Raw genomic sequence first — 22,895 nt, forward strand, 5'->3', positions numbered from 1 at the left:
ATGCTCCAAATTTTCCCAACACTAACTGAACTTCAGGAAAGTGCTTTACAACTTCCCGAACAAATTCCTTACCTCAAAATGCTAATTCTCTTTGGTTCTCGTGCCAGAGGTGATACTCATGCCAAAAGTGACTGGGATTTTGCCGCACTTTACGATGAGGAACTTAGACAAGCGTCTTGCAAAGATAGAGGATTTGCTTGGTTTGAAGTTCCCGGAATTTTGGGTGAAGTTTTTAGAATCAATAGTGATGAAATTGATGTTGTTGAGTTAAATCGATGTTCACCTCTCATTGCTCATTTCATTGCTCGTGATGGAATACTTCTTTACGAACAAGAGCCAGGTGAGTTCGAGAAGTTTATAGAAGCTCATTTCCTGAGTGAGGCAGAGTTGAAAGAAATAGAACGTCAACTTCGCCAGAAGATTGATAATTTTCTTGAAGAATGGGGTCTAGTATGACTGCTTTAATATATTGCCCGCGATATATCCAGCAGGTTAATGACCAGTGGATTTGTTTAAAGGAATTACGTGAAATCTGGAGGAAGACCAATGACTAGAGATAATTTACTTTCCCGAATTTCGATCGATCCAAATATCTGTTTTGGAAAACCTTGCATTCGCGGCCATCGGATTTGGGTTTCCCTAATCCTTGACTACCTAGCTGGAGGAATGGCTGTTGAGGAAATCCTAGAAGCATATCCCAGCATAGAAAGAGAAGATGTATTCGCTTGTATTGCTTATGCTGCTGAAGTAACGCGAGATTATTATGCCGAAATTCCATTAGGAAAAAAGGAGGAAGCAGCAACGTGAAGCTAAAACTAGATGAAAATGTCGATGTTCGCGTTATCACCTTTTTACGTTTGGCAGGGCATGACGTAGAAACAGTCGTAAGTGAAGGTTTGACTTCAGCACCCGATGTGGAGCTTATTAATGTTTGCCATCAAGAGGAAAGATGTTTAGTTACTGCCGATCGCGGTTTTGGCAATCGGATGCGGTTTAATCCATCTGAATATGCGGGGATTGTTGTAATTCGGCTAACGCCTAGTGCCAATTTTACAGAGTGGAGAGAAGCAATAGAAACATTAATTCTCGGATTGCAGCAAGCAGAAATTCTTGGCAAATTGTGGATTATTCGACAGGGTACTATTCAGGAATATCAACCCCTTGAACCAGAGGAAACAGAATAATGCAAAGCATGAAAATTTAAATTTCACTCCTTAAATGAATTTATTAGGGCAAAATTATGTCAAGAAAAAGCCTGCTTTTTGACGAAGAACCTCAAACTTTAGACCACCGCTATTTTAGCGAAGTTCGTCCTCAACTTTACCAACTGCATACCAATCACGGACAGTATGGCACTCGCCAAGGACGCACCCTTGCCGAACACCTCGATTCGGCTTGTCAGTTCGTTTTAACGGTTAGCAAAATTGCCGGAGTTCCCGATGACAAACGCGCTTGTATTCTGGCCGCGACTGCCGTTCACGATTTGAATAAGCTGACAGATAAAAATGATAAACGGAACGTTAAAGCATTAGCACGCGATCGCCCTTTTTTGTTACAACAACTCGATCGCGCCTGCGTTGCCCAATTCGCCCAAACCGAGTCCGAACTCGAACTCGTCCGCCGCCTGATAGAACGCCATTCCGGCCACAGCGCCAGCGATCCAATGCGTTTTTTTCCAGAAGACCCCAATATCAAACGTTGGGCCGCGATGTTGATTGGGGGCGACTTATTTGACTTAGGAATTGAGGAAAATAAGCGCATTCGCAAAGTTGAAACCGAGTTAACCGTTGCATTGCAGCGTGACAGTAAGTTGTTTAATGTCACTCTTTCCGAAGACCGAGGTTATTTAACTTCGCTGTTGCTGTCAGCTTGTGAAGAGGTTTTGCACGATCGCAATTTGCATACTCTCGCCATTGACCCCAACGGTCAAATTTTTGTCGGATCGGCCTTTCCCGACGGCGATTTAATCCCAATCATTGCTAAAAAATGGCAAAAAAAGATCGATCGCGTCTTTAGCAGCAACGTCGAACAACTCGTGAACGCCACCAAAGACGGCATCAAAATCGACCCGCAAGCCATCCAACAAAATCCCGAAGCAACTTTAGACGAAGTAGATAAGTTACTGGTCAAAAAAGCCAGCGGTTACAAAGTCGAAAAAGTCGCCAATGATATTGACAAATATGGCGGAGATGCTGGAGAAAATGCCGTTACCGCAGCCGCTGCTGTCGGCTTGCATCCAGTTTCCAATGCCGATGAATTTGCCATTTCTGAAGGACTAAAAACCGCTTACCTCAGCTATCGGGCGGCCGAACTCAGCCCCAAGGAGGTTTGGGATAGAATTACCACGCAAGTCGGATTATCCCCAGAACAGCGGGCGGCATTGGAACCGTTTAACGCGCAGTACGGACGCTGTTTGTTTGCGGCCAAATCCATCGAGGGCGATCGCGAACAGAAGCTAGAAAAGGTATTTGCCGCCTTAGAAGATTCATTTCAACTGCGTGGCAAAGCCGAAGAGATAGACGTATCTGAAGAATTGGTAAATGCCGTTCGGCAACTGCTCAACTTTTCCACACCAGCCAATTGGCAAGGCTTTAATGAACTCACAGCCTACATTGAAGCTAACCCGCGCCAGCGCTGTTCCTTGGGGACGACATCGCTACAAATCGGCGAATTGAGTTCCCCAAAAATGCCACCGGGAACCAAAGTCCAAGCTTTTTCCAATCGTCTTCCCGGCGGCATGATTGCTGAACCCAAACGGCGGGCAGATAACTTATCGGCATTGGGTTATCAGTTGATGGCAGTTGGTGCAAATTTCCCTAATTCTGTCAAACAAGACCCGCTATATCTTCACTTTGCCCTGCCAAAAGGATCGAGTATTGAACTCAGAACAATTTGGCAAAATTTTCTGAAAAATACCGCAGCCCACAATGAAGATGGGACAGTAACAGTTGACGAAATTCAACTTTACCGCGAAAACGAGATGGTTTTTCAATCCAACAAAATGGTTGGGTTTGCACTGCCAAAACGTCCTGAATTTATCAACTCAACGGTGACAATTCCCGTGCTGTGGGGAGAAGTTAATAACTCCGTGGCGTTGCTAAAATCGCTCAGATTGGCGTTGGAAATGAGTTTGGCATTTGACTTTGGTTTTCCCTTTGTTTTGGGTGCCAATCTGGAAGTCGAACCAACTTGGGATTTTTTCGGAAAAGTTGAGGGAATTCCGTCATCTTTGCAGCCACTATTAGGCAGCGGCCAGTATCGGCGAAACGGTCATTTATCCAAGGAAGAACGGCGCACGGCAGTCACGGCAGAGCAAGTTTTAGAACGGCTACGCTGTATCGGAAAGCTAGCTATTTCGGTGGCAAGTATTCAGAAAAAAGATGACTGTTTGTACGACTTAGCGCGGGCGGCAACTCGTCCGTTGAGTTTCTATTACGTCCTGCTGCGCTGGCTGCTGCGGGAACAAGATGACCCCAATTTGGAGGCAGTTTGGTCTCGGATAAAAGAACCTTTGAATACTTTACTGAGGAGTCTAATGTCAGAAGAACACGATCGCGTTTCTAGCTATCTCAAGCAAGCTGCACACATTGCCCAAGTTGCCAATTTGTGTGGCCGTTCCCCCCGCCGCACTGCCCAAACTGAACCGTTTTCAGCATTTATCAAAGCTGTGCGATCTCGAAAATCTCATATGGATTGGGACACGGTATTTGCCGCCTTAGTGCAGCAATACCACAACCGTCTCGATCGCATTCGAGAACACGGCGTTGGTAAACCGAAACATGAACAAATCAAGCAGTTTTATCAAGTTTTGCAACAACTATTTGAGGGGGTTTATCACTCGCGTTCCGAACGACTGCTAACTGATAGTAAGACCCTTGAAGCTGCCTACTTATTCTTTTTTAAAGAAGCGCGTCAAGAAGTTAAGTCTAAAACTGAATCTGAAACCGAATTTGAAGCCGAATCTGAATCCACATCTGCAAACAACTAGGAGAATACAAAATGTCGATCGCAAAATTGCAACCATTCCTCGCACCCAGCTACGAAAACTTTCCCAAAGGCCGCACCATCGGGATTGTTGTCCTTCGTACCACGCAATCGGAAACCATTTTTCGGACAGAGGGAACGGGGGAACCGATGTGTAATGAATACGTGCAAGCTGGCATTGAAGATACCGAATCAATTCCTCGGTTGGTGATGACAAAACGCAAACAAGTTGCACCGGAACGACGGAAAGGACGAGAGTTTTTGCGATCGCACAATCTTCTCTACACGGCACCAAAAACTGATGCAATTTGTGCTCTCAATACCAATGCGCCTTGTGAAATGTGCGTTGATTGCTTCCTCTACGGCTTCGCAGCGGGTGGAGAAGGGGCGCAAAAAAGCAGGGTGTGGACAGAGGATGCGTTTAGCGTGTTGCATTCGACGGAACTAATTGCCGATCGCACCATCAATGCTATCTTTGAAACCGGAACGATGCGCGATGAAAAAGGTAACGCTTCGACGGCCCTCAACACCAGCGAATACATCAAGCCTGGGGTTCATTTCCTGGATATTGTCACCCTCAAAGATGTCACCGCTGACGAATTGCGCTACACCCTCGGCAACATTTTATTAACCACTCGTTACGGTGCAGTTTCCAGCCGCGTCGGACGCATGGACAATCAAATTCTCGGTGTATTTGGCGGTATTGCCGAACTGCCGAGTTCCCTAGAATTGGTACAAGGAATTTATGACAAGCTGAAAACCCAAAATACCGCCCTAGAACATCCGTTAAAAACCGCATCTTTAGTAGATGCAACTCAGGAAATAATCGGCACTTGGACAAATAAACGAGGCATTTCGATGCAGCTTTCCCCAGCAGAATGTGACGCGCTGATTGCCGATGTCGATCGCCATTGGTCGTTACCAGAACAAGAAACCTTCCTCAAACGCCTCGATGAATCCTATGCACCTTGGCGGAAGGTTAAAACTGAAAATAAGACCAAAGGGCGAGGTAAAAAGTCGGAGGAGTCATAAATGTAGTCGCTGTTTCCGGGCGGGTTGACAAATATCCTCGATTTAAAAAATAGGGGTAAACTCGCCCCCACAGGATTTGCGTTTATTTAATCGTTTTAATTAATCTCAACCATGCCGCAATTAGAACTTTTTCGGACTGCTTCCACTTCTGTAATTGCCTATCAAACCGCACGGTTAATCGAACTCTGGTGCGCCGAACCCGTGTTCTTTGCCTCGCGGGAATTGTCCGATACTTACTATACCGAAGGGGCGATCGGCAATTATGCACTAGCCTATGCTTTAGGTTGGGCGCGATCGCCCTATCGACTCACCGGACAAGACACCAGCAGACCTCGGTATATAGAAGATTTAACGCCCCTTTCTGGTAATAGCTACATCCTCCCCGCATGGCCGGCTGGCGGCACTTTATCTTTCCGATTTGAGCGGTTTAACGCCCTTTCTGACTCCTATTGGTATGCCATGACCAACAACCGAGTGGCAACAGCGCGGGAAGATTTACCCCTCAGTAGAACCGGGAAAAAACCCAATACTTATCGCCCTAGCAACTTCCCCCAAACCGGGCGATTGCGAGTAATTGAACGGGGAAATCGGTTTCAGACATTAGTATTTGGCGATCGCGAATTGCCCGAATACATTCGAGTCGGCAAATTTACCAGCAAAGTCCGCGTTGAAATCGTGAAAAAACTCGATGTTGTGCAACTTCCGAGGGGCGATTATCGCTGCAATACTTATCTCAGCGCCGCCGACTTACCTGCAAATATTGAACTCCTCGCTTTCGACTTAATTTCGATGCCGCCCGCATCGTTATTGAAAAATCTTTCGTTTCGCGGTGAAGCGCTGCAAGCCGGCGATTTTATTCTCCCAGCTAACCTTGAATTTTGTGGTGGAAACAACAATGGATTATCTGAAAATTAAACTTGAACCTGCCAGTATTTCTGCTTGTGATAAGTTGCCTCAACAACTGAAATTTATGGGACAAGCCTTGCAGCATCAAGTCGATGTTTATGAAGCGTCCGAAAATAATGATATCATTCTCGATCTCGCACCGACGGGAACGGGGAAAACCAAAGCCGGATTGAGTGTTTTGCTGCACAATTCTCAGCGCAATGCTATCTATATCGCACCGACAAATGCCTTAATTGACCAGCAAACGGAAGCCGCCGAAAAATTTGTTCGGGATGCGGATTTACCTCATATCGTAAAAGCTGCTTCTGCTAGACAAGTCCATTCCTGGCCAGACGATCGCGTTGGGAAACGTTCTGGCGAGAAAATCTATAATGTTTTGCGCGAACCTGCAACTATTTTTCCCGAATGCGGTGGCGGTAGACCTATTTTGCTGGTGACCAACCCGGATATTTTCTACTACGCTGCATTTTTTCAATACAATCCACTGGATCGCGGAAATATTGCCAGTGAATTTTACAGCAGTTTCTCGACTGTAATTTTCGATGAATTTCACCTCTACGATGCCAAACAATTAGTTAGCTTGTTTTTCTATCTCGCTTTATCTAAAGAGTTTGGCTACTTTCAGTACAAGCGAAAAATTGTTCTCTTGACGGCAACGCCAGAACCTGCTTGCGAAGAAGCCTTAAATGTTTTAGCAAAAAATGGGGTAAAAATTGCTCGAATCGATGGCAAAAGTCAAATTAGTTATCTACGTCCTTCTCAAACTGAAGTCAATCTAGAAATTCGCAAGCAGGTTGATAAAGAAACTACGATCGCAGAAATTGTCCAAGAAGTTCGGCGGCGACTCAGAGAAAATCCCGACCAAAATGGGGCAGTAATTCTTGATGCCAAAGATACCCTAGGCCGCATTTCTGACCAATTGCGCGATCGCGGATTTGCCGATATCTGCGGGCGGATTACGGGGGATACACCGAAGGAAGAACGCCCGCTGGCCGCCCAAAAACAAGTGATTCTAGCTACGAGTACCGTTGATGTGGGCTTCAACTTCGATCGGGATAATCCGCCACCCCGGCAAAATCTCGATTGGTTAATTTTTTCTACGCGCGATCGCTTTTCTTTTTGGCAGCGCATCGGGCGTGTCGGAAGGGTTTTAGGGAAAACGCAAACCGAAATTCCTTCAGAGGCGATCGCCTATTTGCCCGATCGCGCTTGGGAACAAGGCATCGAACAACTTGACTGTAGCGGTGGACGCAAAACCCTGACAGAAATGTTAGAAAGTCTAGAGTGCATGAAGCGTCCCTTTCTCGATATTTACTGGCGTTCCGAAGCCTTTCTAGAAATTGCTCGACCTCTACTAGAACTTGAAGATAGCCTACACAATTTAGAGCAAGAAAGTTGTGTTCACGAACTCTATTATACGCTTCAAAAATTGCTAGGTGGTTCTCGCCGTTGGGACGACTATAAATACCGAATGACTTTAATTCGGACGGCAGAGAAACTTGCCTTAGCCCCACTGAAACCTCGACGCAAAAATGAGTGGTCTTTTGTTAAAGTTCTGTTTAAACAGCCTCCTTTTTTGAGAAAGCAGTTTATAGAAAAGTTTCTGGAGTGTCAACATCCAGATATTCTCAATCGTAAAGAACTTACGATGGATGAGATAGAGAAAGACTTTCGTCAATATGAGAATTCAGCCGCCAAACTTAAAGAGTTTGCGATTTTCTGGAAAACGGTTTGGTCTCCCCTTTTCCAATTTCGACAAAGTTTATTTGAAAATGTCAAAATTTACGACCCCCATAATTTTTTACTCGATGAAGTCGGCGAAACCAATCTCGACCCCATTCACCTGCTGAGATTTTTTGAATTTGCCTCAGATGAAAATGGGATTGTACTTACCCATCGCGCCACCGAAACTTACGGACTAAAATTTGCATTGCAAGTTGCAGATTTAGAAGATTTTGCAAACAACTATCTTTGCAAACTGTATGCTTTTAAAAATTGTACGATCGAACGGACGATCGACAACTGCGTGCGTCCAACAGCGCTAATTTCCCAGCTTACACCGCCCTTAATGCCCGGTGTGATTGTCCGAGAACATCGCAAAAATCGCTGGGCAATTCTCAAACTCAGAAAACAAGGAATCGAATGCTATCCGATTATGGTCAAAGATAGCTTTGCTAACGAACAAGAATATACATTCTTTCCGAGTTTATCCGGCATTTTGGCGATCGCCTCCGCTGGCATTGCCTTAAGATGTCCTGACAATCAAGAATTCTGGGTAGTTTAAATTATGCCACACAGCCTAGTCCTCAACATCCTTCCCCTGGCCCCAATTCCCCCCGGATACCTCACCGGAAGACACCTACACGCCCTCTTCCTCACCCTCGTGAGCTCCGTTGACAAAAAACTCGGCGATCGCCTCCACGATGCCGCCGCCCAAAAATCCTTCACTCTCAGCCCTTTGCAAACTAAAAAATGCCCTTTCAAAAAACACCATTTCCTGCAATGGGAACACACAGAATCGATTCCAGAACACACCCTCTGTTGGTGGCGAATTACTCTCCTTGATGACTCTTTATTTGGCAAGTTAACTAACCTTTGGCTGAATCTCAATCCCTCGAAGCCGTGGCATCTGGGGCCCGCCGATTTGATGATTACTAAGATTCTCGGAACGCCCCAAGTAGATCAGCCTTGGGCTAATGCTTGCGATTACTCTCAATTGTACGATCGCGCTTCGGAAACTAATCGCTTAATTGCCTTCAGTTTTGCGACTCCTACTACTTTTCGACAGGGAAAATTTGATTCGGTGATTCCTACTAGAGACTGCGTTTTTAACAGTCTCCTCAGTCGGTGGAATAAGTACAGCCCGATCGCAATTCCCGAGCAGTCCTTCGATGCACTTTTTTCTACATTTGTCAATATCAGAAGTGAAAGATTGACTAACTATCAAATTGATTTTGTCGGCATGGTTGGGGAGGTTAGTTATCGGATTTTGGGAGATGTCGAGCCTTTAGTGATTAAGCAAATTAATGCTTTGGCTGATTTTGCTGTTTACTGCGGAGTCGGGAGGAAAACTCCGATGGGAATGGGAATGACTCGGCGGATTGTTGTTAATAGGAGTTCTTGATAACTGAAGGTAAAACCCATAGTCCGGCAAGGGTTGAAACATTGATTAATTCTTCATTCATCAAAATACAGCCGGTTAGGGCCGCTGAACGTAAAACCCTTAGTCCGCCAGGGGTTTCAACCCCTGCCTCAAAGCTAAAGTCCTCTTGCATAGGACTGCAAGTATCAATGATTAAATTATTACTTCAGTCGGTTTCAACCTTAGTGCTTACTGTTACCGATAAGCTCAAAATCTCATCAATGATTAAATTACTACTTCAGTCGGTTTCAACCGACTTTAGCTATGAGACAGGGGTTTTAACCCCTGGCGGACTGGCGGATCGCTGGCAGAACACTGGCGGATCGCTAATTCATCAAATTCTTTCGCCCCACGGGGAAATTAAATGTTTCAACCCTTAAAATTATGAACGATTCTGATTACATTTCGATCGCATCTCTCAACCAGTATTCTTACTGTCCTCACCGCTGTTGGCGAATGTCTTGTGCGGGAGAATTCACTGATAATCAGTATACCATTGAAGGGACAAGTTTGCACGATCGCGTTCACACGATGGGCGAGATTAACCGCGATGAAACTTGGCAGGTGCGGGCGATTTGGCTGAAGTCTGAAAAGTATAAACTCATTGGCAAATCGGATTTGATTGAGTCGGCGGAGGGTGAGATTTATCCCGTGGAATACAAGCGGGGACGGAAGGGGGAATGGGATAACGACGAGTTGCAAGTTTGCGCCCAAGCGCTTTGTTTGGAGGAGATGACGGGGAAAACTATTGCGACTGGATATGTGTACTACGCGCAGTCGCATCAGCGGCAATTAGTGGAGATTTCTGAGCAATTGAGACAAGAAGCGATCGCCACTATCACCGCTATCCAATTTTTGCTGCAAACAGGCACAATGCCTCGACCTAATTATACCAAACGCTGTCAAGGTTGCAGCCTTTATCAGCAATGTTTGCCGCAAGCTGCTGAGAAAGTCCTGCGCTATCAAGAAGCTAATTAATCCAAACTACAAATTTAGGAGTCGATCGTGGGAACACTGTATATCAATCAAGATGATGTGTTTATTGGCAAAACAGATGAACGGCTAAATGTCAAGGCAAAGAATCAAATGTTACAAGATGTGCCTTTGATTCATTTAGATGGAGTGGTGATTTTGGGACGGGCGACTATTTCTCCGGCAGCGATCGCAGAATTGCTACAACGGAAAATTCCTCTGACTTTTATCACCGATACGGGTCACTATTTGGGTAAGCTGGAACCGGAATTAAGTAAAAACATTTTCGTTCGCAATGCACAGTGGAAAGCGGCGGGGGAAACTCCCCAAGCTATTCATGTTGTCCGGGGTTTTATTCGCGGAAAATTGAAGAATTATCGCACCAGTTTATCTCAAACTCAGCGGGAACATTCGGAAATCAATTTAGCTGCGGCAATTATGCAGATTTCTAATGCGATCGCCAAACTTGACAAAACTGACAATATTGACTCTTTGCGCGCACAGGAAGGTGCTGGAAGTGCGGCATATTTCAGGGTTTTCAACCAATTAATTCGCGCGGAAGGCTTTGTGTTTCAACCGCGACACCGCCCTGCTACCGACCCGGTGAATTCTTTGATGAATTTTGCTTACACGCTGCTGCGTCACGACGTGCAAAGCGCGATTAATATTGTGGGATTTGACCCTTATTTAGGATACCTTCATATGCAGCGCTACGGCCGCGTGGGTTTAGCATTTGATTTGATGGAAGAGTTCCGCCCTTTGGTAGCAGACAGTATAATTTTGAATGCCATTAACCGCCGGATTCTGACGCCGAATGATTTTACAGTGGAACCGCTGAGTAATGTGGTGCGACTGTCGGAAACGGGACGGAAAGAGTTTCTGAAGTTGTATGAAAAGAAAAAGCAATCTGAGTTTAAGCATCCTGTTTTGAAACGCAAGTGCACCTATCAAGAAGCATTTGAAATTCAAGGGCGGCTGTTGGCGAAATATTTGATGGGCGAAATTGACAAATATCCACCTTTAGTTTTGTACTAGATATGCACATTCTGATTTCTTACGATATTTCGGAAGATAAGCGCCGCACAAAGATTCACAAAATGCTCAAGTCTTACGGGCAGTGGATGCAGTACAGTGTGTTCGAGTGTGCTGATTTGAGCGAGACTCAGTATGCTAAGTTGCGATCGCGCCTGAACAAAGTCATCAAACCCAACGAAGACAGTATTTTGTTTTTCCCGCTGTGCGCGTGCTGTCAGGGTAAGATCGAACGTATTGGTGGGGTAGTGCCAGTCGATCGTACAATATTTTTTGCCTAGTTTCCGTGAACCGGTAGGTGTTAAAATCGGGGTATCAAATTTTTCGGCTCAAACTCATGTCCAGCAAGAGTTTGATGCCCCCAGTCTGAAAAAACGCTTCACGGAAATTGTGAAAGCTTTACAGGATAAGGTTTTGGAGTGAGGAAGAAGAATTTGCTATTGACAAGACCCAGGCTGGAATGGTACTTTTGTTTTAGATTCACGGAATTGAACCTTGAAAACCAAATACAGCAAGGCTTCTGGAACGGGCGGCCGCAATTAACCTAAATCCCTATCAGGGATTGAAACAACCGCATTTACCCAGGTACTGTCTGCCCCTAATGCCGCAATTAACCTAAATCCCTATCAGGGATTGAAACATCGCCACCAGCACTTCCAGCCAAAACCAGATTGCCGCAATTAACCTAAATCCCTATCAGGGATTGAAACTTACATTTCCAACGCCTCCACAACCTTTGGGAAGCAGCGCCGCAATTAACCTAAATCCCTATCAGGGATTGAAACTCCGAGCAACAGCGCCGAATAAAAGCAGAGCAAATCTTGAGCCGCAATTAACCTAAATCCCTATCAGGGATTGAAACAACGCTGCTCAACTTTCGCTATTTGACACTGGCCGCAATTAACCTAAATCCCTATCAGGGATTGAAACAAGCCAACTATCCCAGTAGCCTGTGGGCTTTCCCTCTGCCGCAATTAACCTAAATCCCTATCAGGGATTGAAACCCAAGGAGCACGAAGATCTTAGAAAAATAACCGTCGCCGCAATTAACCTAAATCCCTATCAGGGATTGAAACTTGGCAATCGCAATTCCAGCTTCGCCAATACCTTTGCCGCAATTAACCTAAATCCCTATCAGGGATTGAAACTTGCTATCACAATTATATTGTCCTTGTGTCTGAGCGCCGCAATTAACCTAAATCCCTATCAGGGATTGAAACTCACAGCGACCAGAAAGCAGAATCAGTTCGAGCAGGGCCGCAATTAACCTAAATCCCTATCAGGGATTGAAACTAAAGCAACTGAATAAGTCACTGATTGACTTTGGCCGCAATTAACCTAAATCCCTATCAGGGATTGAAACTTTGCTGATTAGTCATCGTTTCCCTCCTAACAGCCCAGCCGCAATTAACCTAAATCCCTATCAGGGATTGAAACTAGACCTTGAAGCTGTTTATGCTGAGATTGCGAGCCGCAATTAACCTAAATCCCTATCAGGGATTGAAACGGCGAAATTCTCCGAATTTGAAAAACGCAGCCTTGAGCCGCAATTAACCTAAATCCCTATCAGGGATTGAAACCGATGATTATATTATAGTTGGCAAACAACCTTCTGGCCGCAATTAACCTAAATCCCTATCAGGGATTGAAACCAACTTTTCCCCCAAACCGACACAAACGAGGCAGCGCCGCAATTAACCTAAATCCCTATCAGGGATTGAAACTAAACTTCTTAAGTCCACTAATTGCTCTATCTTTAGGCCGCAATTAACCTAAATCCCTATCAGGGATTGAAACAGAAAGATGTAATCAAAACAGTAGTCCATTTAATTAAGCCGCAATTAACCTAAATCCCTATCAGGGATTGAAACTTTGATTAATTTTGCTTCTATAGCCCAATTGCGCCGCAATTAACCTAAATCCCTATCAGGGATTGAAACCAAGAGCACCTCGTCCGGCTCTGGCTGTGATTCTATAGCCGCAATTAACCTAAATCCCTATCAGGGATTGAAACTTTGCACTTCCTCTTCTGCAAAAGTTGTTTTTCCTGGCCGCAATTAACCTAAATCCCTATCAGGGATTGAAACGAAAAAACTTGCCCGCGAAGCTGATCGTGCTAGGTGCAGTAAGCCGCAATTAACCTAAATCCCTATCAGGGATTGAAACCTGGGAAGTAGAGACTCAAATAGAAGCTGAACCAGAGCCGCAATTAACCTAAATCCCTATCAGGGATTGAAACTTATCCACGACTCCGAGGTCATGTTAAACAATCTCGATAAGCCGCAATTAACCTAAATCCCTATCAGGGATTGAAACAATATCTTCTTAGATTATTTGATAAACCTATTACTACTGCCGCAATTAACCTAAATCCCTATCAGGGATTGAAACCTCATCTAAGTAGTCCCTAACTGACCATTCAACTAAGCCGCAATTAACCTAAATCCCTATCAGGGATTGAAACCAGAGAAGATTCCAATCTATCTTTTTGATTATCTGATTGCCGCAATTAACCTAAATCCCTATCAGGGATTGAAACCAGTACCAATCCCTAGAGCAGAAATAGCTCCTACTCCTGCCGCAATTAACCTAAATCCCTATCAGGGATTGAAACGGAAGTGTTACCGACCATCCGCAAAACTGGTGGCTAGCCGCAATTAACCTAAATCCCTATCAGGGATTGAAACGAGTTCATGTGTTTATTTTGTAAGTGAATTAAGCTAGCCGCAATTAACCTAAATCCCTATCAGGGATTGAAACATTTTTATACTATAGTAGATTTATTTATTTTGTGATAAGCCGCAATTAACCTAAATCCCTATCAGGGATTGAAACTTGAGCAAATACATCAGAAACACTGTTAGCCTCAAGCCGCAATTAACCTAAATCCCTATCAGGGATTGAAACCAAGATGAGGTATTTTGGTGTAGAGGTGGTGGATGGGAAGGCCGCAATTAACCTAAATCCCTATCAGGGATTGAAACATAGGAGCTTCTACTTCTAATAGTCCAACTACTTTCTGCCGCAATTAACCTAAATCCCTATCAGGGATTGAAACTCTTAAAGATGAATTAGTAGGCAATCCTTATTTCTGCCGCAATTAACCTAAATCCCTATCAGGGATTGAAACGCACAGAAACCTGCACCAAGTTGCAAATTTCAACGATGCCGCAATTAACCTAAATCCCTATCAGGGATTGAAACGGTGACAGATTGATACTTTTTCAAAGATGAATCAAAAGCCGCAATTAACCTAAATCCCTATCAGGGATTGAAACCCAGCGCTGGGATTTATCGCATCAATTCAACCTCGAGCCGCAATTAACCTAAATCCCTATCAGGGATTGAAACGAAACTTAGGCTGCTCAGTCTCAGTCTCACCCGGCTCACGCCGCAATTAACCTAAATCCCTATCAGGGATTGAAACACTTACACATTCCCCGCCGACTACAGTATCAACGCGCTAGCCGCAATTAACCTAAATCCCTATCAGGGATTGAAACGGGCAAAAATTGACACCGAAACGGCGATTAATACTGCGCCGCAATTAACCTAAATCCCTATCAGGGATTGAAACTTCTGTACAGATTTGCACGATCGCACCTGGAGAACACTTGCCGCAATTAACCTAAATCCCTATCAGGGATTGAAACTACTGTTCGATTAGACAATTGAAGTTTTACTCCAGCCGCAATTAACCTAAATCCCTATCAGGGATTGAAACAAATGATTATCACGAAGAGACAGCCATTTTAGTTGCCGCAATTAACCTAAATCCCTATCAGGGATTGAAACATTGCGAACGCCCTACCAGTAAATCTAAACCTGGGCCGCAATTAACCTAAATCCCTATCAGGGATTGAAACATTTTGTTAGGTAATTTTAAAAGCTCTTGAGCGATGCCGCAATTAACCTAAATCCCTATCAGGGATTGAAACAGCGACGCCCAAGTTAGGGGAGCCGTGAGTGCTTTAGCCGCAATTAACCTAAATCCCTATCAGGGATTGAAACTACAAACATGGATATTCGCAACGGATTCGCTGCGACTCAAGCCGCAATTAACCTAAATCCCTATCAGGGATTGAAACTTTCTAAATAGCTTTTTAACTGCTTTCGTGCAGGGCCGCAATTAACCTAAATCCCTATCAGGGATTGAAACTAAAACGTCGGGGATTTTAACTTCTAACCTGAAAGCAAGCCGCAATTAACCTAAATCCCTATCAGGGATTGAAACTGGGGGCACGGACGCCGGAACCCAGAACTTTGCTCGCTCAGTAGCCGCAATTAACCTAAATCCCTATCAGGGATTGAAACATTCAATCTTATCATTTTTCCCTCCAAGTACAGCGCCGCAATTAACCTAAATCCCTATCAGGGATTGAAACGAGGAATTCGAGCGGCAGTCCGTGGTGCAGGACTTTGACGAGCCGCAATTAACCTAAATCCCTATCAGGGATTGAAACTTTTCCTGCCCTAGGTTTTGAGCAATTACCAATTTAGCCGCAATTAACCTAAATCCCTATCAGGGATTGAAACTTCTGTGACCTACATCTTGGAGTATAAGATGTAGGGTGCGTGACTGTCAATAGATTTGGGCTTGTGTAGAACGCTTCAATCATCACACACAGTAGCTTGCTCGTGCAGTGCGAGCATCCGGCTGGGGAAAAGAGCGCTCACAAGTGCAGTGCGATCGTCCCAGTCCCACTCAGACAAAATATGACTGCCGACTCATTCAATCATTGAGAAACTCACCTTCACAGATAATCGAGTCTCTGTTCTCCAAATCTTCTTGATTCCAGACCGCGTTTAATGCTGCCGAACTTAAGGAAGTTGACATGGTATTTAAGGTTGTGTTGTAGTATTCGACAGCATTATTAAGTTCCACCTGCGGCGCTTCCTTGAAGTACGAATTAATATCAGGTGTGCACCGCTGGGCCTGGTAGTATAAATAAGATTCAGCATTAATGCACATTACGTGGTAAAAATCCTTATTTGCTGCCTCCACATCTCCAAGTTTATACAGCGCTAAACCCCGGTTGAGATAAGCTTTAACATAGTTCGGATCGAGTTCCACTGCTTTGTTAAAGTCTTCAATTGCAAGCTGCATTTGTTTTAATTTATAGCGAACGCAACCTCTGTTATAATACGCATAAACATTTTTGGGATCGATGCCGAGTGCAGTGTTGTAATCGGCGATCGCCTGCGTATTGTTTCCTAATTGGTGATAAGAGAGACCGCGATTTATGTAAGCTTTGATATATCTAGGATTTAACCGCAGCGTTTCGTTAAAGTTCTCCGTTGCTGCCTCTTTTTCTCCCAAAAGGTAGTAAGCGCGCCCCCGGTTATAATAAGTTTTATAATTGTGGGAATTGATAGAGAGAGCTCGATTGTAGTCTTCAATTGCTTCTTCGTAATGTCCTAAATTAGCAAGTACCAGTCCCCGGTTGTTGTAGATAGCGTGGCTGTTAGGCTTACTTGCTAAAGCGCAGTTGAGATCGTCAATGGCTTTGTCGTGTTCTCCCAGATGGCGCCAAGCATTGCCTCGATTCAAGTAAGCCTCGAACAAATTAGGATTGATATCTAGTGCTTGGCTGAGGTCTGCGATCGCTTTTTGGTAGTCTTTCATGTAATAGTAAACCAAGCCGCGATTGTTATAGGCTTTGGCATCGGCGGGATTGACTTGCAATATCCGATCGAAGTCCTCAAGTGCCGCTTCGTAGTTTCCTCTCTTGGCCCTGTGCAAACCGCGTTTGTAAAATTGTTTGAGGTTCATAGGTCAACTTTCAGGATTGCTTGATTCTGGGGTTGATTCTCGTCCACTCAGTTTTGAGTTCGAGAGGCTTTAATCTGTTGAAAGAGCATCCACTCGCAACCAGAGTCACTCTTGAGAGATTCTAGGCAATCTACCGGAAACAGGATTTTATGTTTATTTTAACAGCAGTTAAATCCTGTTGAAACAGCTTGCACCTCGGCTGGATTTACTTCGTCAGTTCGATTGTTTACCCGATCGACTTTCGCTTAAAAGTCTAGCTTTCTTTGGTGCTCTGTATCTCTCGATGCGGCTGCGATCGGCTCGACCGCCAAATTAAGTTTGAGACAGCTACTCAGTATAAATTATTGTCAGCAGTACCACTGAGTAAAATTTATATCTTTTTAATAAACTTCATCTCAGTATTTGCCGCAGCACGTCTCTACAAACTTTTGTTGCTTAATTACCGATTGATTTCCTCTTCCACATAAACAGTCAATTTCTCCAAATCTGGAAGTTCGATCAATTCTTGTTGCTTTTCCTTAACCGACACCGGTATCATCACTGGTTGACGCTGCTCAATCCAGCAACTCGCCAGCGGTAAAGTTTGTTCCAAATCTTCCAAAGGCCTCGGAATTACCATCACCGCGTTCAACTCGCCAATTCGCTCAGCTTCGTACATCCCGGCTTCTACGGCTACTGCTACATCTGCAACTGCACCGCGAATAATTGCCGTACACAAACCAGCTCCAATTTTCTCGTAAGCTGCCAAGTGTACGTCTGCTGATTTGAGCATAGCATCGCAAGCACCGACCATTGCCGGAAATCCCCGCGTTTCGAGCAAACCGATCGCCTGATTGCTCAGCCGAGAATAACTGCCGCTTTCCGACAGTTGAGTCAGGCGAAAGCCGATCGGCAAAACGACTTCCAAATTAGCCAAAGGCCTAGCAATCACCAACTTAGAAACAAACTGCCCGAACTGTTCGGCAGTTTGAGCTCCAGCTTCCACAGCCAAACGCACATCCGAAATTCTGCCGCGGACGATCGCCGTACAGTGACCGGAACCAATTTTTTCGTATCCTACTAAAATCACTCCTGCCGACTTCAGCATCATGTCAGCAGTCCCCACAATTGCCGGAAAACTCTTGGTGGATACCAAACCCAAAGCAGTGTCTTTGAAGTATTCCTGGCGCTGCGATCGCTCTTGGTGACTGTTACGATCTGTTTGTCCGTCCATCTTCTATTACCCTTAGAAACTTCCCAAAATAAAAATTTGTTGATAGTTTTAGTTTGTCAGATGAGAAGACAGACTGCACAAGCTGTAAGACACAGATTTCTGCTGCAAGGCCTTACAAATTGCTGAGCTACCAATAATATGAGAGTACCTATTTATATTTGATCTTTCTGCCTTCAGCATAGCTGCCTTTTGCCGAAATGATGGCTACCCGGAACCGCCCGATAGAGTTTGGCCGTTTTCCTCCGATCGATTAAAAGCTTGCCTGTGCGGAAACAGCGTCCCCAACAGCCGATTGATGTGAGCTTGACCGTACAGAATAGTTGGCGTTTCCCCTGGTTGAGGCGGCTCTGCGGCGGTCGATTCCGGCGGTTCTGGGGCTGTCTCCGGCGCAGTTTGAGGCGGTGTTTGGACTGGTTGTGGCGGCTCGTCGATCGGCTCGATCGGTCGATCGACTGGTGGCGTAGTGGCTTCGGGGGTTTCTGGTGATGTTGGCGCTGCTGTTGGCGCTGTTGCGGTTGCTTCTTCTGCGGGGGCTTGGCGGCTGGTATCTCCGATTAGAGAACCTGCTGGCATAATTTGCATTTTGTCGATACAAGGATTGATTAGGGTCGTCCCGGCGCCTATACAGGCATTTGCCCCGATCGTTCCCGCACCTACCACCAGCACCCCTGCACCCAGAATAACGCCCGCCGCGATGTCCAGATTACCTTCACGGGCGTGAAGGATAACTCCCATGCCGATACAGGCACCTGCGGCGATCGAAATCCGGCTGCCCGGATCTGCTTGCAGGATTGCTCCAGGGGCGATCGCCGCACCCTCATTCACAACTACATCGCCACTCATCAAAATCTGAGAGTTGCTACTTAATTGCAGTGGCGATACATACATTCAACTTCACCATGAAAGGAGCTATGATTTTAGATACAAAGACTTTAAATTATGGGTTTTCTCGACTGCCATAGCAAAAGCAAGAAAGAAGAAGGCTTTAGTTATCGTCGCGAGAGAAGTCAGAAGCAATCGACCGCAGGGGAAAAGTGCAATTAAGAACATCCTCACTGTCAGGCGCGGTTGCTATAAATTTAACCAGGTCAATCTAAGAAACGAGAATTTACTATGTTGAGAAGCTTGATGCTTTAACGCGGTTGTCTAGAAAGTTTCAGAAGATTCTAGATTTTGACCAAGAGTTCTCAATCGAGCTTTTTAACTATCTCAAATCCAACTTCAATCTCCTTGGGTTTCTCCCGTGGGCCCCAGCGCGAGGACTCAACGGGAGAAACCAGCTAATTACCTAGCAAATTAAGGTCGTTGGATAATCTCTTCTAGCACCCGGCGCTTGGCTTTCGAGTCGATACCCAGCAAGCGGACGTACTCGCCGCTGTGTTCTTTGAGACAGCTTTCGAGGGCCGAAATCACTTCGGATTCGCGGTTGGAAGAGATCGGCGCGCAACTGCTCCAAGAACCGGTGCGGAAACGGCGCGCGTCGGCGTGTTCCGTGCCAATTTTGTAGCCTTGGGAAAGCAGGTTGCGTATTTGGTCGATCGTCTTGCCGGTCAAACTTCCGCTGCTCGCCGAACCAGTCGAAGGTGCTTTGTATCCCGATGTTGCTGCCGGCTTAGCCGATTGAGCAACCGGGCCGTCTGGACGCTGAATAAGTTCTTCTACCACGCGCCGCTTAGCTTTCGGGTCAATCCCGATCAAGCGCACGTACTCGCCCGGGTACTGGTTCATCACATCTTCCAAAGCGGCGATCGCCTCAGATTCGTTTCTCACTTGCAGCGAAGCCCCGCTTTGCCAAGAACTGGTGCGGAAGCGGCGCGCGTCGGCGTGTTCCGTCCCCACCTTGTAGCCTTGAGCTAGCAAGCTGCGAACCTGAGCTACTGTTTCGGCACTCAATTTGCCGCTTGACACGGAACCGCTATTGTGGTAAGAAGCTTGTGCAACTTTACCGTTAGATTGGTGAGTTTTCGCACCGTTAGAACCGTTAGAGCCGTTGTCTCCCGGTCTTTGGACGATTTCTTCTAATACGCGGCGCTTGGCTTTGGTGTCAATCCCGATCAAGCGGACGTATTCTCCTTGGTGGTCAGCCATGCAGGCTAACAAAGCCGCGATTACTTCAGAGTCGCGGGTTGAGGAAATCGGGCCGCAAGTACGCCAAGAACCGGTACGGAAGCGGCGTGCGTCGGCGTGTTCGGCTCCCACGCTGTATCCTTGAGCTAATAAATTGCGGATGCTATCGGCAAGAGTTGAACTCAATTGGGTGCCGGCATGGGTAGAATATTTGGTTTGAGTCATATTTGGGTTTTTAGTTTGCTCGTTGCGAATTGGTGCTAGACAGGCGATGTTCTCAGCGCAGCGATAACCCGTTCTCAGAGCGTCATTGATGCCGATGACATGGGTCGCAAATTGAACGTCTGAATCTAGAACGTCAGGCAAGCGATCGGCTTGCTTCTGATTAGTGATAATGGCTCCCGAAGGTACGTACTTACCTTCGGGAATCTCCACATCTTTAATTAGTACGTGCATCATGACAATGCAGCCGTTGCCCACTCTGGCATTGAACACCGTAGAGCGAAAGCCGATAAAGCAGTCGTCGCCCACGTAGGCAGGGCCGTGAATTAAACTCATGTGGGTGAGGGAAGTATTTTTCCCCACCCACACAGAATAGGATTTGTCGTCGTCTCCTGTGACTCGGCCTTTTTCTAGGCCGTGAATCACTACTCCGTCTTGAATGTTGCTTCCTTCTCCGATATGAAAAGGAGTGCCTTCATCGGCGCGGATAGATGTCCCGGGGGCAATCATCACATTAGAACCGATATGCACATCCCCAATAATGTTAGAAAAGGAATGTACGAAGGCGGTATCGTGAATTTTGGGCTCAGCCAAGTTTTTCGACCAAGGCGTCGGGGGAGCCGCAACGTTGCGGACTGCCATAAATTAAGTTCTCCTAAGCTGAAAAATTTTTTTGTTAGTTGTTAGTTGTTAGTTGTTAGTTGTTAGTTATTCTTCCACTAACTGCTAACTGCTAACGGTTGCAACTAGCGGTACGGGTCGTCTTTTTTACTGTAAATGAGGCGGTTTTCTACATTGACAGTATCTATAATGCCTACTACCAGAGCATCGATCGGACGGTTTTCGCTCCCGGGCGCGATCCGGGCTGCGCTGCCTCGGGTTACTAAAACCCATTCATCTATACCAGCGCCCACACAGTCAGCGGCTACCTCATAGCCGGGAACTGGTGAACCTTCCTCATCGATGAATTGGAGCAGGAGAAATTTCGATCCTCTCAGCGTCGGCTCTTTTTGGGTACTGACAACTGTGCCGAGAACTTTGGCCATTTGCATTTTAGGTAATAGGTAATAGGTAATTGGTAATTGTCATTTTTTCACTGAGTTACTTGTCGTTTTTAAATTAGCTTTCTTCTGTCTGCTCGGCGCCTTTTAGAGTTCTTCGTCTAGTAACTAATGACTCGCCAGAAACGGGTAAAATCCCCCATTTAAGTGGATGATCCCGAAATTTTAGACTAAGATTTCAAGCTCCCAGATTCAATGCGAGAGTCAATCTAAAATCTAAAATCTAAAATCTAAAATCGACGGACTCATGACTCATGACTAATAACCAATATCCCATGCCCACCTCAATTAAAAATTAAAAATGCTAAATCAAAAACATCGCGATTTTTAATTTTTAATTACCAAACGCCCCTAACAGCCGTGAAGCGAAGCCATCCCGTAGGGAATCGCCTATCTTACGATCTGTTGAGGGGGCGAATGCCGCTCACGCCTTCACGGAACTGTTCTACAGCTTCGGTGTAGCGAATGGGCAGCACGTACTCTAAGTTTTCGTGAGGGCGGGCGATAATGTGGGTGGACATCACTTGTCCGCCGTTAACGCGCTTCACTGACTCTACTCCGGCGGCGACGGAAGCTTGCACTTCCGAGACATCTCCTCTTACAATGACCGTAACGCGAGCGCTACCGATTTTTTCGTAGCCTACCAAGGTGACGCGGGCTGCTTTGACCATCGCGTCAGCGGCTTCTACAACTGCGGGGAAGCCTAAGGTTTCGATCATGCCAACTGCAATTGCCATTGGTTTTACTCCTGATTGAATATTTGGGGAACTAAACAGTTAATTTTTGAACTTCGCACAAATTTTCGTTAAACGAATTTTTTGTGCGCTAAGAACTTAGTAGCCTCGGAACTGTTCTACTGCTTCTGTATATCGAATCGGCAGAACGTATTCTAGGTTTTCGTGGGGGCGAGCGATGATGTGGGTAGAGACGACTTCTCCGCCGTTCACCCGCTTGACGGATTCCACTCCGGCTGCCACAGAGGCTTGGACTTCCGACACGTTGCCGCGCACAATTACTGTGACGCGGGCGCTGCCGATTTTTTCATAGCCCACGAGGGTAACGCGGGCAGCTTTGACCATAGCATCGGCAGCTTCCACAACAGCGGGAAAACCTTTTGTCTCAATCATTCCCACGGCAATTGACATTTTTGAATCTCCTTTGAGGATTAGCGGAATTACCGTTACAAATCTTTGAGAAATCTAAAAATTTGGACGGGGAGGCCCACATTCTTTAGTAATGCTGTGTAAAGCTTCCTATCCTTTAAGAATAGGGGAAGCTGTCCACCTTGACAATATAAACTAACATCATAATGTTTAATAACAAAAATTAAAATTTTTTATGTTACTTCAAATAATTTAAGATTTATTTAATAATCTTAATATTGAGAGGAGTAGATGTCGGCGGCGATCGGGGAGTCGAGTAAGTAAAAATACCTTTAAAGTAGAGTTCGGTAGGTGAAGGAGGCGCTTCTGGGTTTCGGGAAAATTGGGG

Annotated in this window: 19 protein-coding genes and 1 CRISPR repeat array; of the genes, 12 read left to right on the forward strand and 7 right to left on the reverse strand. The window is 45.6% G+C overall.

Features of this window, described 5'->3' with window-relative positions:
- From mntA to cas2, 12 genes are all read left to right on the forward strand, one after another.
- Positions 1-456: a type VII toxin-antitoxin system MntA family adenylyltransferase antitoxin gene (gene mntA, locus QUA99_RS03080; RefSeq protein WP_333234692.1), complete on the forward strand. Its 456-nt coding sequence runs from the start codon at positions 1-3 to the stop codon at positions 454-456.
- A 90-nt stretch (positions 457-546) separates the two neighbouring features.
- On the forward strand, positions 547-807 hold the full coding sequence (locus tag QUA99_RS03085; protein ID WP_333080731.1) for a DUF433 domain-containing protein: 261 nt from the start codon (positions 547-549) through the stop codon (positions 805-807).
- Positions 804-1,184: a DUF5615 family PIN-like protein gene (locus QUA99_RS03090; RefSeq protein WP_333234693.1), complete on the forward strand. Its 381-nt coding sequence runs from the start codon at positions 804-806 to the stop codon at positions 1,182-1,184. The genes QUA99_RS03085 and QUA99_RS03090 overlap by 4 nt, the downstream gene beginning before the upstream one ends.
- Positions 1,185-1,240: 56 nt before the next feature.
- Positions 1,241-3,988 (forward strand): CRISPR-associated protein Csc3, encoded by a 2,748-nt coding sequence (locus tag QUA99_RS03095; protein ID WP_333234694.1) that lies wholly within the window; start codon positions 1,241-1,243, stop codon positions 3,986-3,988.
- 11 nt (positions 3,989-3,999) lie between these two features.
- A complete protein-coding gene (gene cas7d, locus QUA99_RS03100; protein WP_333234695.1) occupies positions 4,000-5,016 on the forward strand; it encodes a type I-D CRISPR-associated protein Cas7/Csc2 in 1,017 nt (338 codons plus the stop codon).
- Positions 5,017-5,127: 111 nt separating this feature from the next.
- Positions 5,128-5,931, forward strand: coding sequence for a type I-D CRISPR-associated protein Cas5/Csc1 (gene cas5d / locus QUA99_RS03105; protein ID WP_333234696.1), 804 nt, complete (start codon positions 5,128-5,130; stop codon positions 5,929-5,931).
- The gene (gene cas3 / locus QUA99_RS03110; protein WP_333234697.1) at positions 5,912-8,206 is read left to right on the forward strand and encodes a type I-D CRISPR-associated helicase Cas3'; all 2,295 of its coding nucleotides are present in this window, start codon (positions 5,912-5,914) and stop codon (positions 8,204-8,206) included. The genes cas5d and cas3 overlap by 20 nt, the downstream gene beginning before the upstream one ends.
- A gap of 3 nt (positions 8,207-8,209) precedes the next feature.
- Positions 8,210-9,046: a CRISPR-associated endoribonuclease Cas6 gene (gene cas6 / locus QUA99_RS03115; RefSeq protein WP_333234698.1), complete on the forward strand. Its 837-nt coding sequence runs from the start codon at positions 8,210-8,212 to the stop codon at positions 9,044-9,046.
- 167 nt (positions 9,047-9,213) lie between these two features.
- Complete coding sequence (locus QUA99_RS03120) at positions 9,214-9,444, forward strand: hypothetical protein (protein WP_333234699.1); 231 nt, start codon at positions 9,214-9,216, stop codon at positions 9,442-9,444.
- 4 nt (positions 9,445-9,448) lie between these two features.
- Positions 9,449-10,042 (forward strand): CRISPR-associated protein Cas4, encoded by a 594-nt coding sequence (gene cas4, locus QUA99_RS03125; protein WP_333234700.1) that lies wholly within the window; start codon positions 9,449-9,451, stop codon positions 10,040-10,042.
- Between the two features lie 27 nt (positions 10,043-10,069).
- Positions 10,070-11,071, forward strand: coding sequence for a type I-D CRISPR-associated endonuclease Cas1d (gene cas1d / locus QUA99_RS03130; RefSeq protein WP_333234701.1), 1,002 nt, complete (start codon positions 10,070-10,072; stop codon positions 11,069-11,071).
- Between the two features lie 2 nt (positions 11,072-11,073).
- On the forward strand, positions 11,074-11,349 hold the full coding sequence (gene cas2, locus QUA99_RS03135; protein WP_333234702.1) for a CRISPR-associated endonuclease Cas2: 276 nt from the start codon (positions 11,074-11,076) through the stop codon (positions 11,347-11,349).
- Positions 11,350-11,600: 251 nt separating this feature from the next.
- Positions 11,601-15,604: a CRISPR direct-repeat array (repeat unit 37 nt; unit sequence GCCGCAATTAACCTAAATCCCTATCAGGGATTGAAAC).
- 196 nt (positions 15,605-15,800) lie between these two features.
- On the opposite strand, the gene QUA99_RS03140 is transcribed toward cas2, so the two are convergent.
- From QUA99_RS03140 to QUA99_RS03170, 7 genes are all read right to left on the reverse strand, one after another.
- On the reverse strand, positions 15,801-16,841 hold the full coding sequence (locus QUA99_RS03140) for a tetratricopeptide repeat protein (protein ID WP_333234703.1): 1,041 nt from the start codon (positions 16,839-16,841) through the stop codon (positions 15,801-15,803).
- 439 nt (positions 16,842-17,280) lie between these two features.
- Positions 17,281-18,054 carry a BMC domain-containing protein gene (locus tag QUA99_RS03145; RefSeq protein WP_333234704.1) on the reverse strand — a complete coding sequence of 258 codons (774 nt, stop codon included), beginning with the start codon at positions 18,052-18,054 and terminating at the stop codon, positions 17,281-17,283.
- Positions 18,055-18,258: 204 nt separating this feature from the next.
- Positions 18,259-18,942 carry a carbon dioxide concentrating mechanism protein gene (locus QUA99_RS03150; RefSeq protein ID WP_333234705.1) on the reverse strand — a complete coding sequence of 228 codons (684 nt, stop codon included), beginning with the start codon at positions 18,940-18,942 and terminating at the stop codon, positions 18,259-18,261.
- A 408-nt stretch (positions 18,943-19,350) separates the two neighbouring features.
- The gene (locus tag QUA99_RS03155) at positions 19,351-20,985 is read right to left on the reverse strand and encodes a ribulose bisphosphate carboxylase small subunit (RefSeq protein WP_333234706.1); all 1,635 of its coding nucleotides are present in this window, start codon (positions 20,983-20,985) and stop codon (positions 19,351-19,353) included.
- A 104-nt stretch (positions 20,986-21,089) separates the two neighbouring features.
- A complete protein-coding gene (locus QUA99_RS03160; protein ID WP_172186882.1) occupies positions 21,090-21,395 on the reverse strand; it encodes a EutN/CcmL family microcompartment protein in 306 nt (101 codons plus the stop codon).
- Positions 21,396-21,799: 404 nt separating this feature from the next.
- Entirely contained in the window at positions 21,800-22,141 is a 342-nt protein-coding gene (locus QUA99_RS03165) for a carbon dioxide-concentrating mechanism protein CcmK (protein WP_006635058.1), read from the reverse strand.
- 96 nt (positions 22,142-22,237) lie between these two features.
- On the reverse strand, positions 22,238-22,549 hold the full coding sequence (locus QUA99_RS03170) for a carbon dioxide-concentrating mechanism protein CcmK (protein ID WP_006635059.1): 312 nt from the start codon (positions 22,547-22,549) through the stop codon (positions 22,238-22,240).
- Between the last annotated feature and the right edge of the window lie 346 nt (positions 22,550-22,895).

This window comes from Microcoleus sp. F10-B2 (assembly GCF_036704965.1).
In the GTDB taxonomy this organism is placed as follows: Bacteria; Cyanobacteriota; Cyanobacteriia; order Cyanobacteriales; family Microcoleaceae; genus Microcoleus.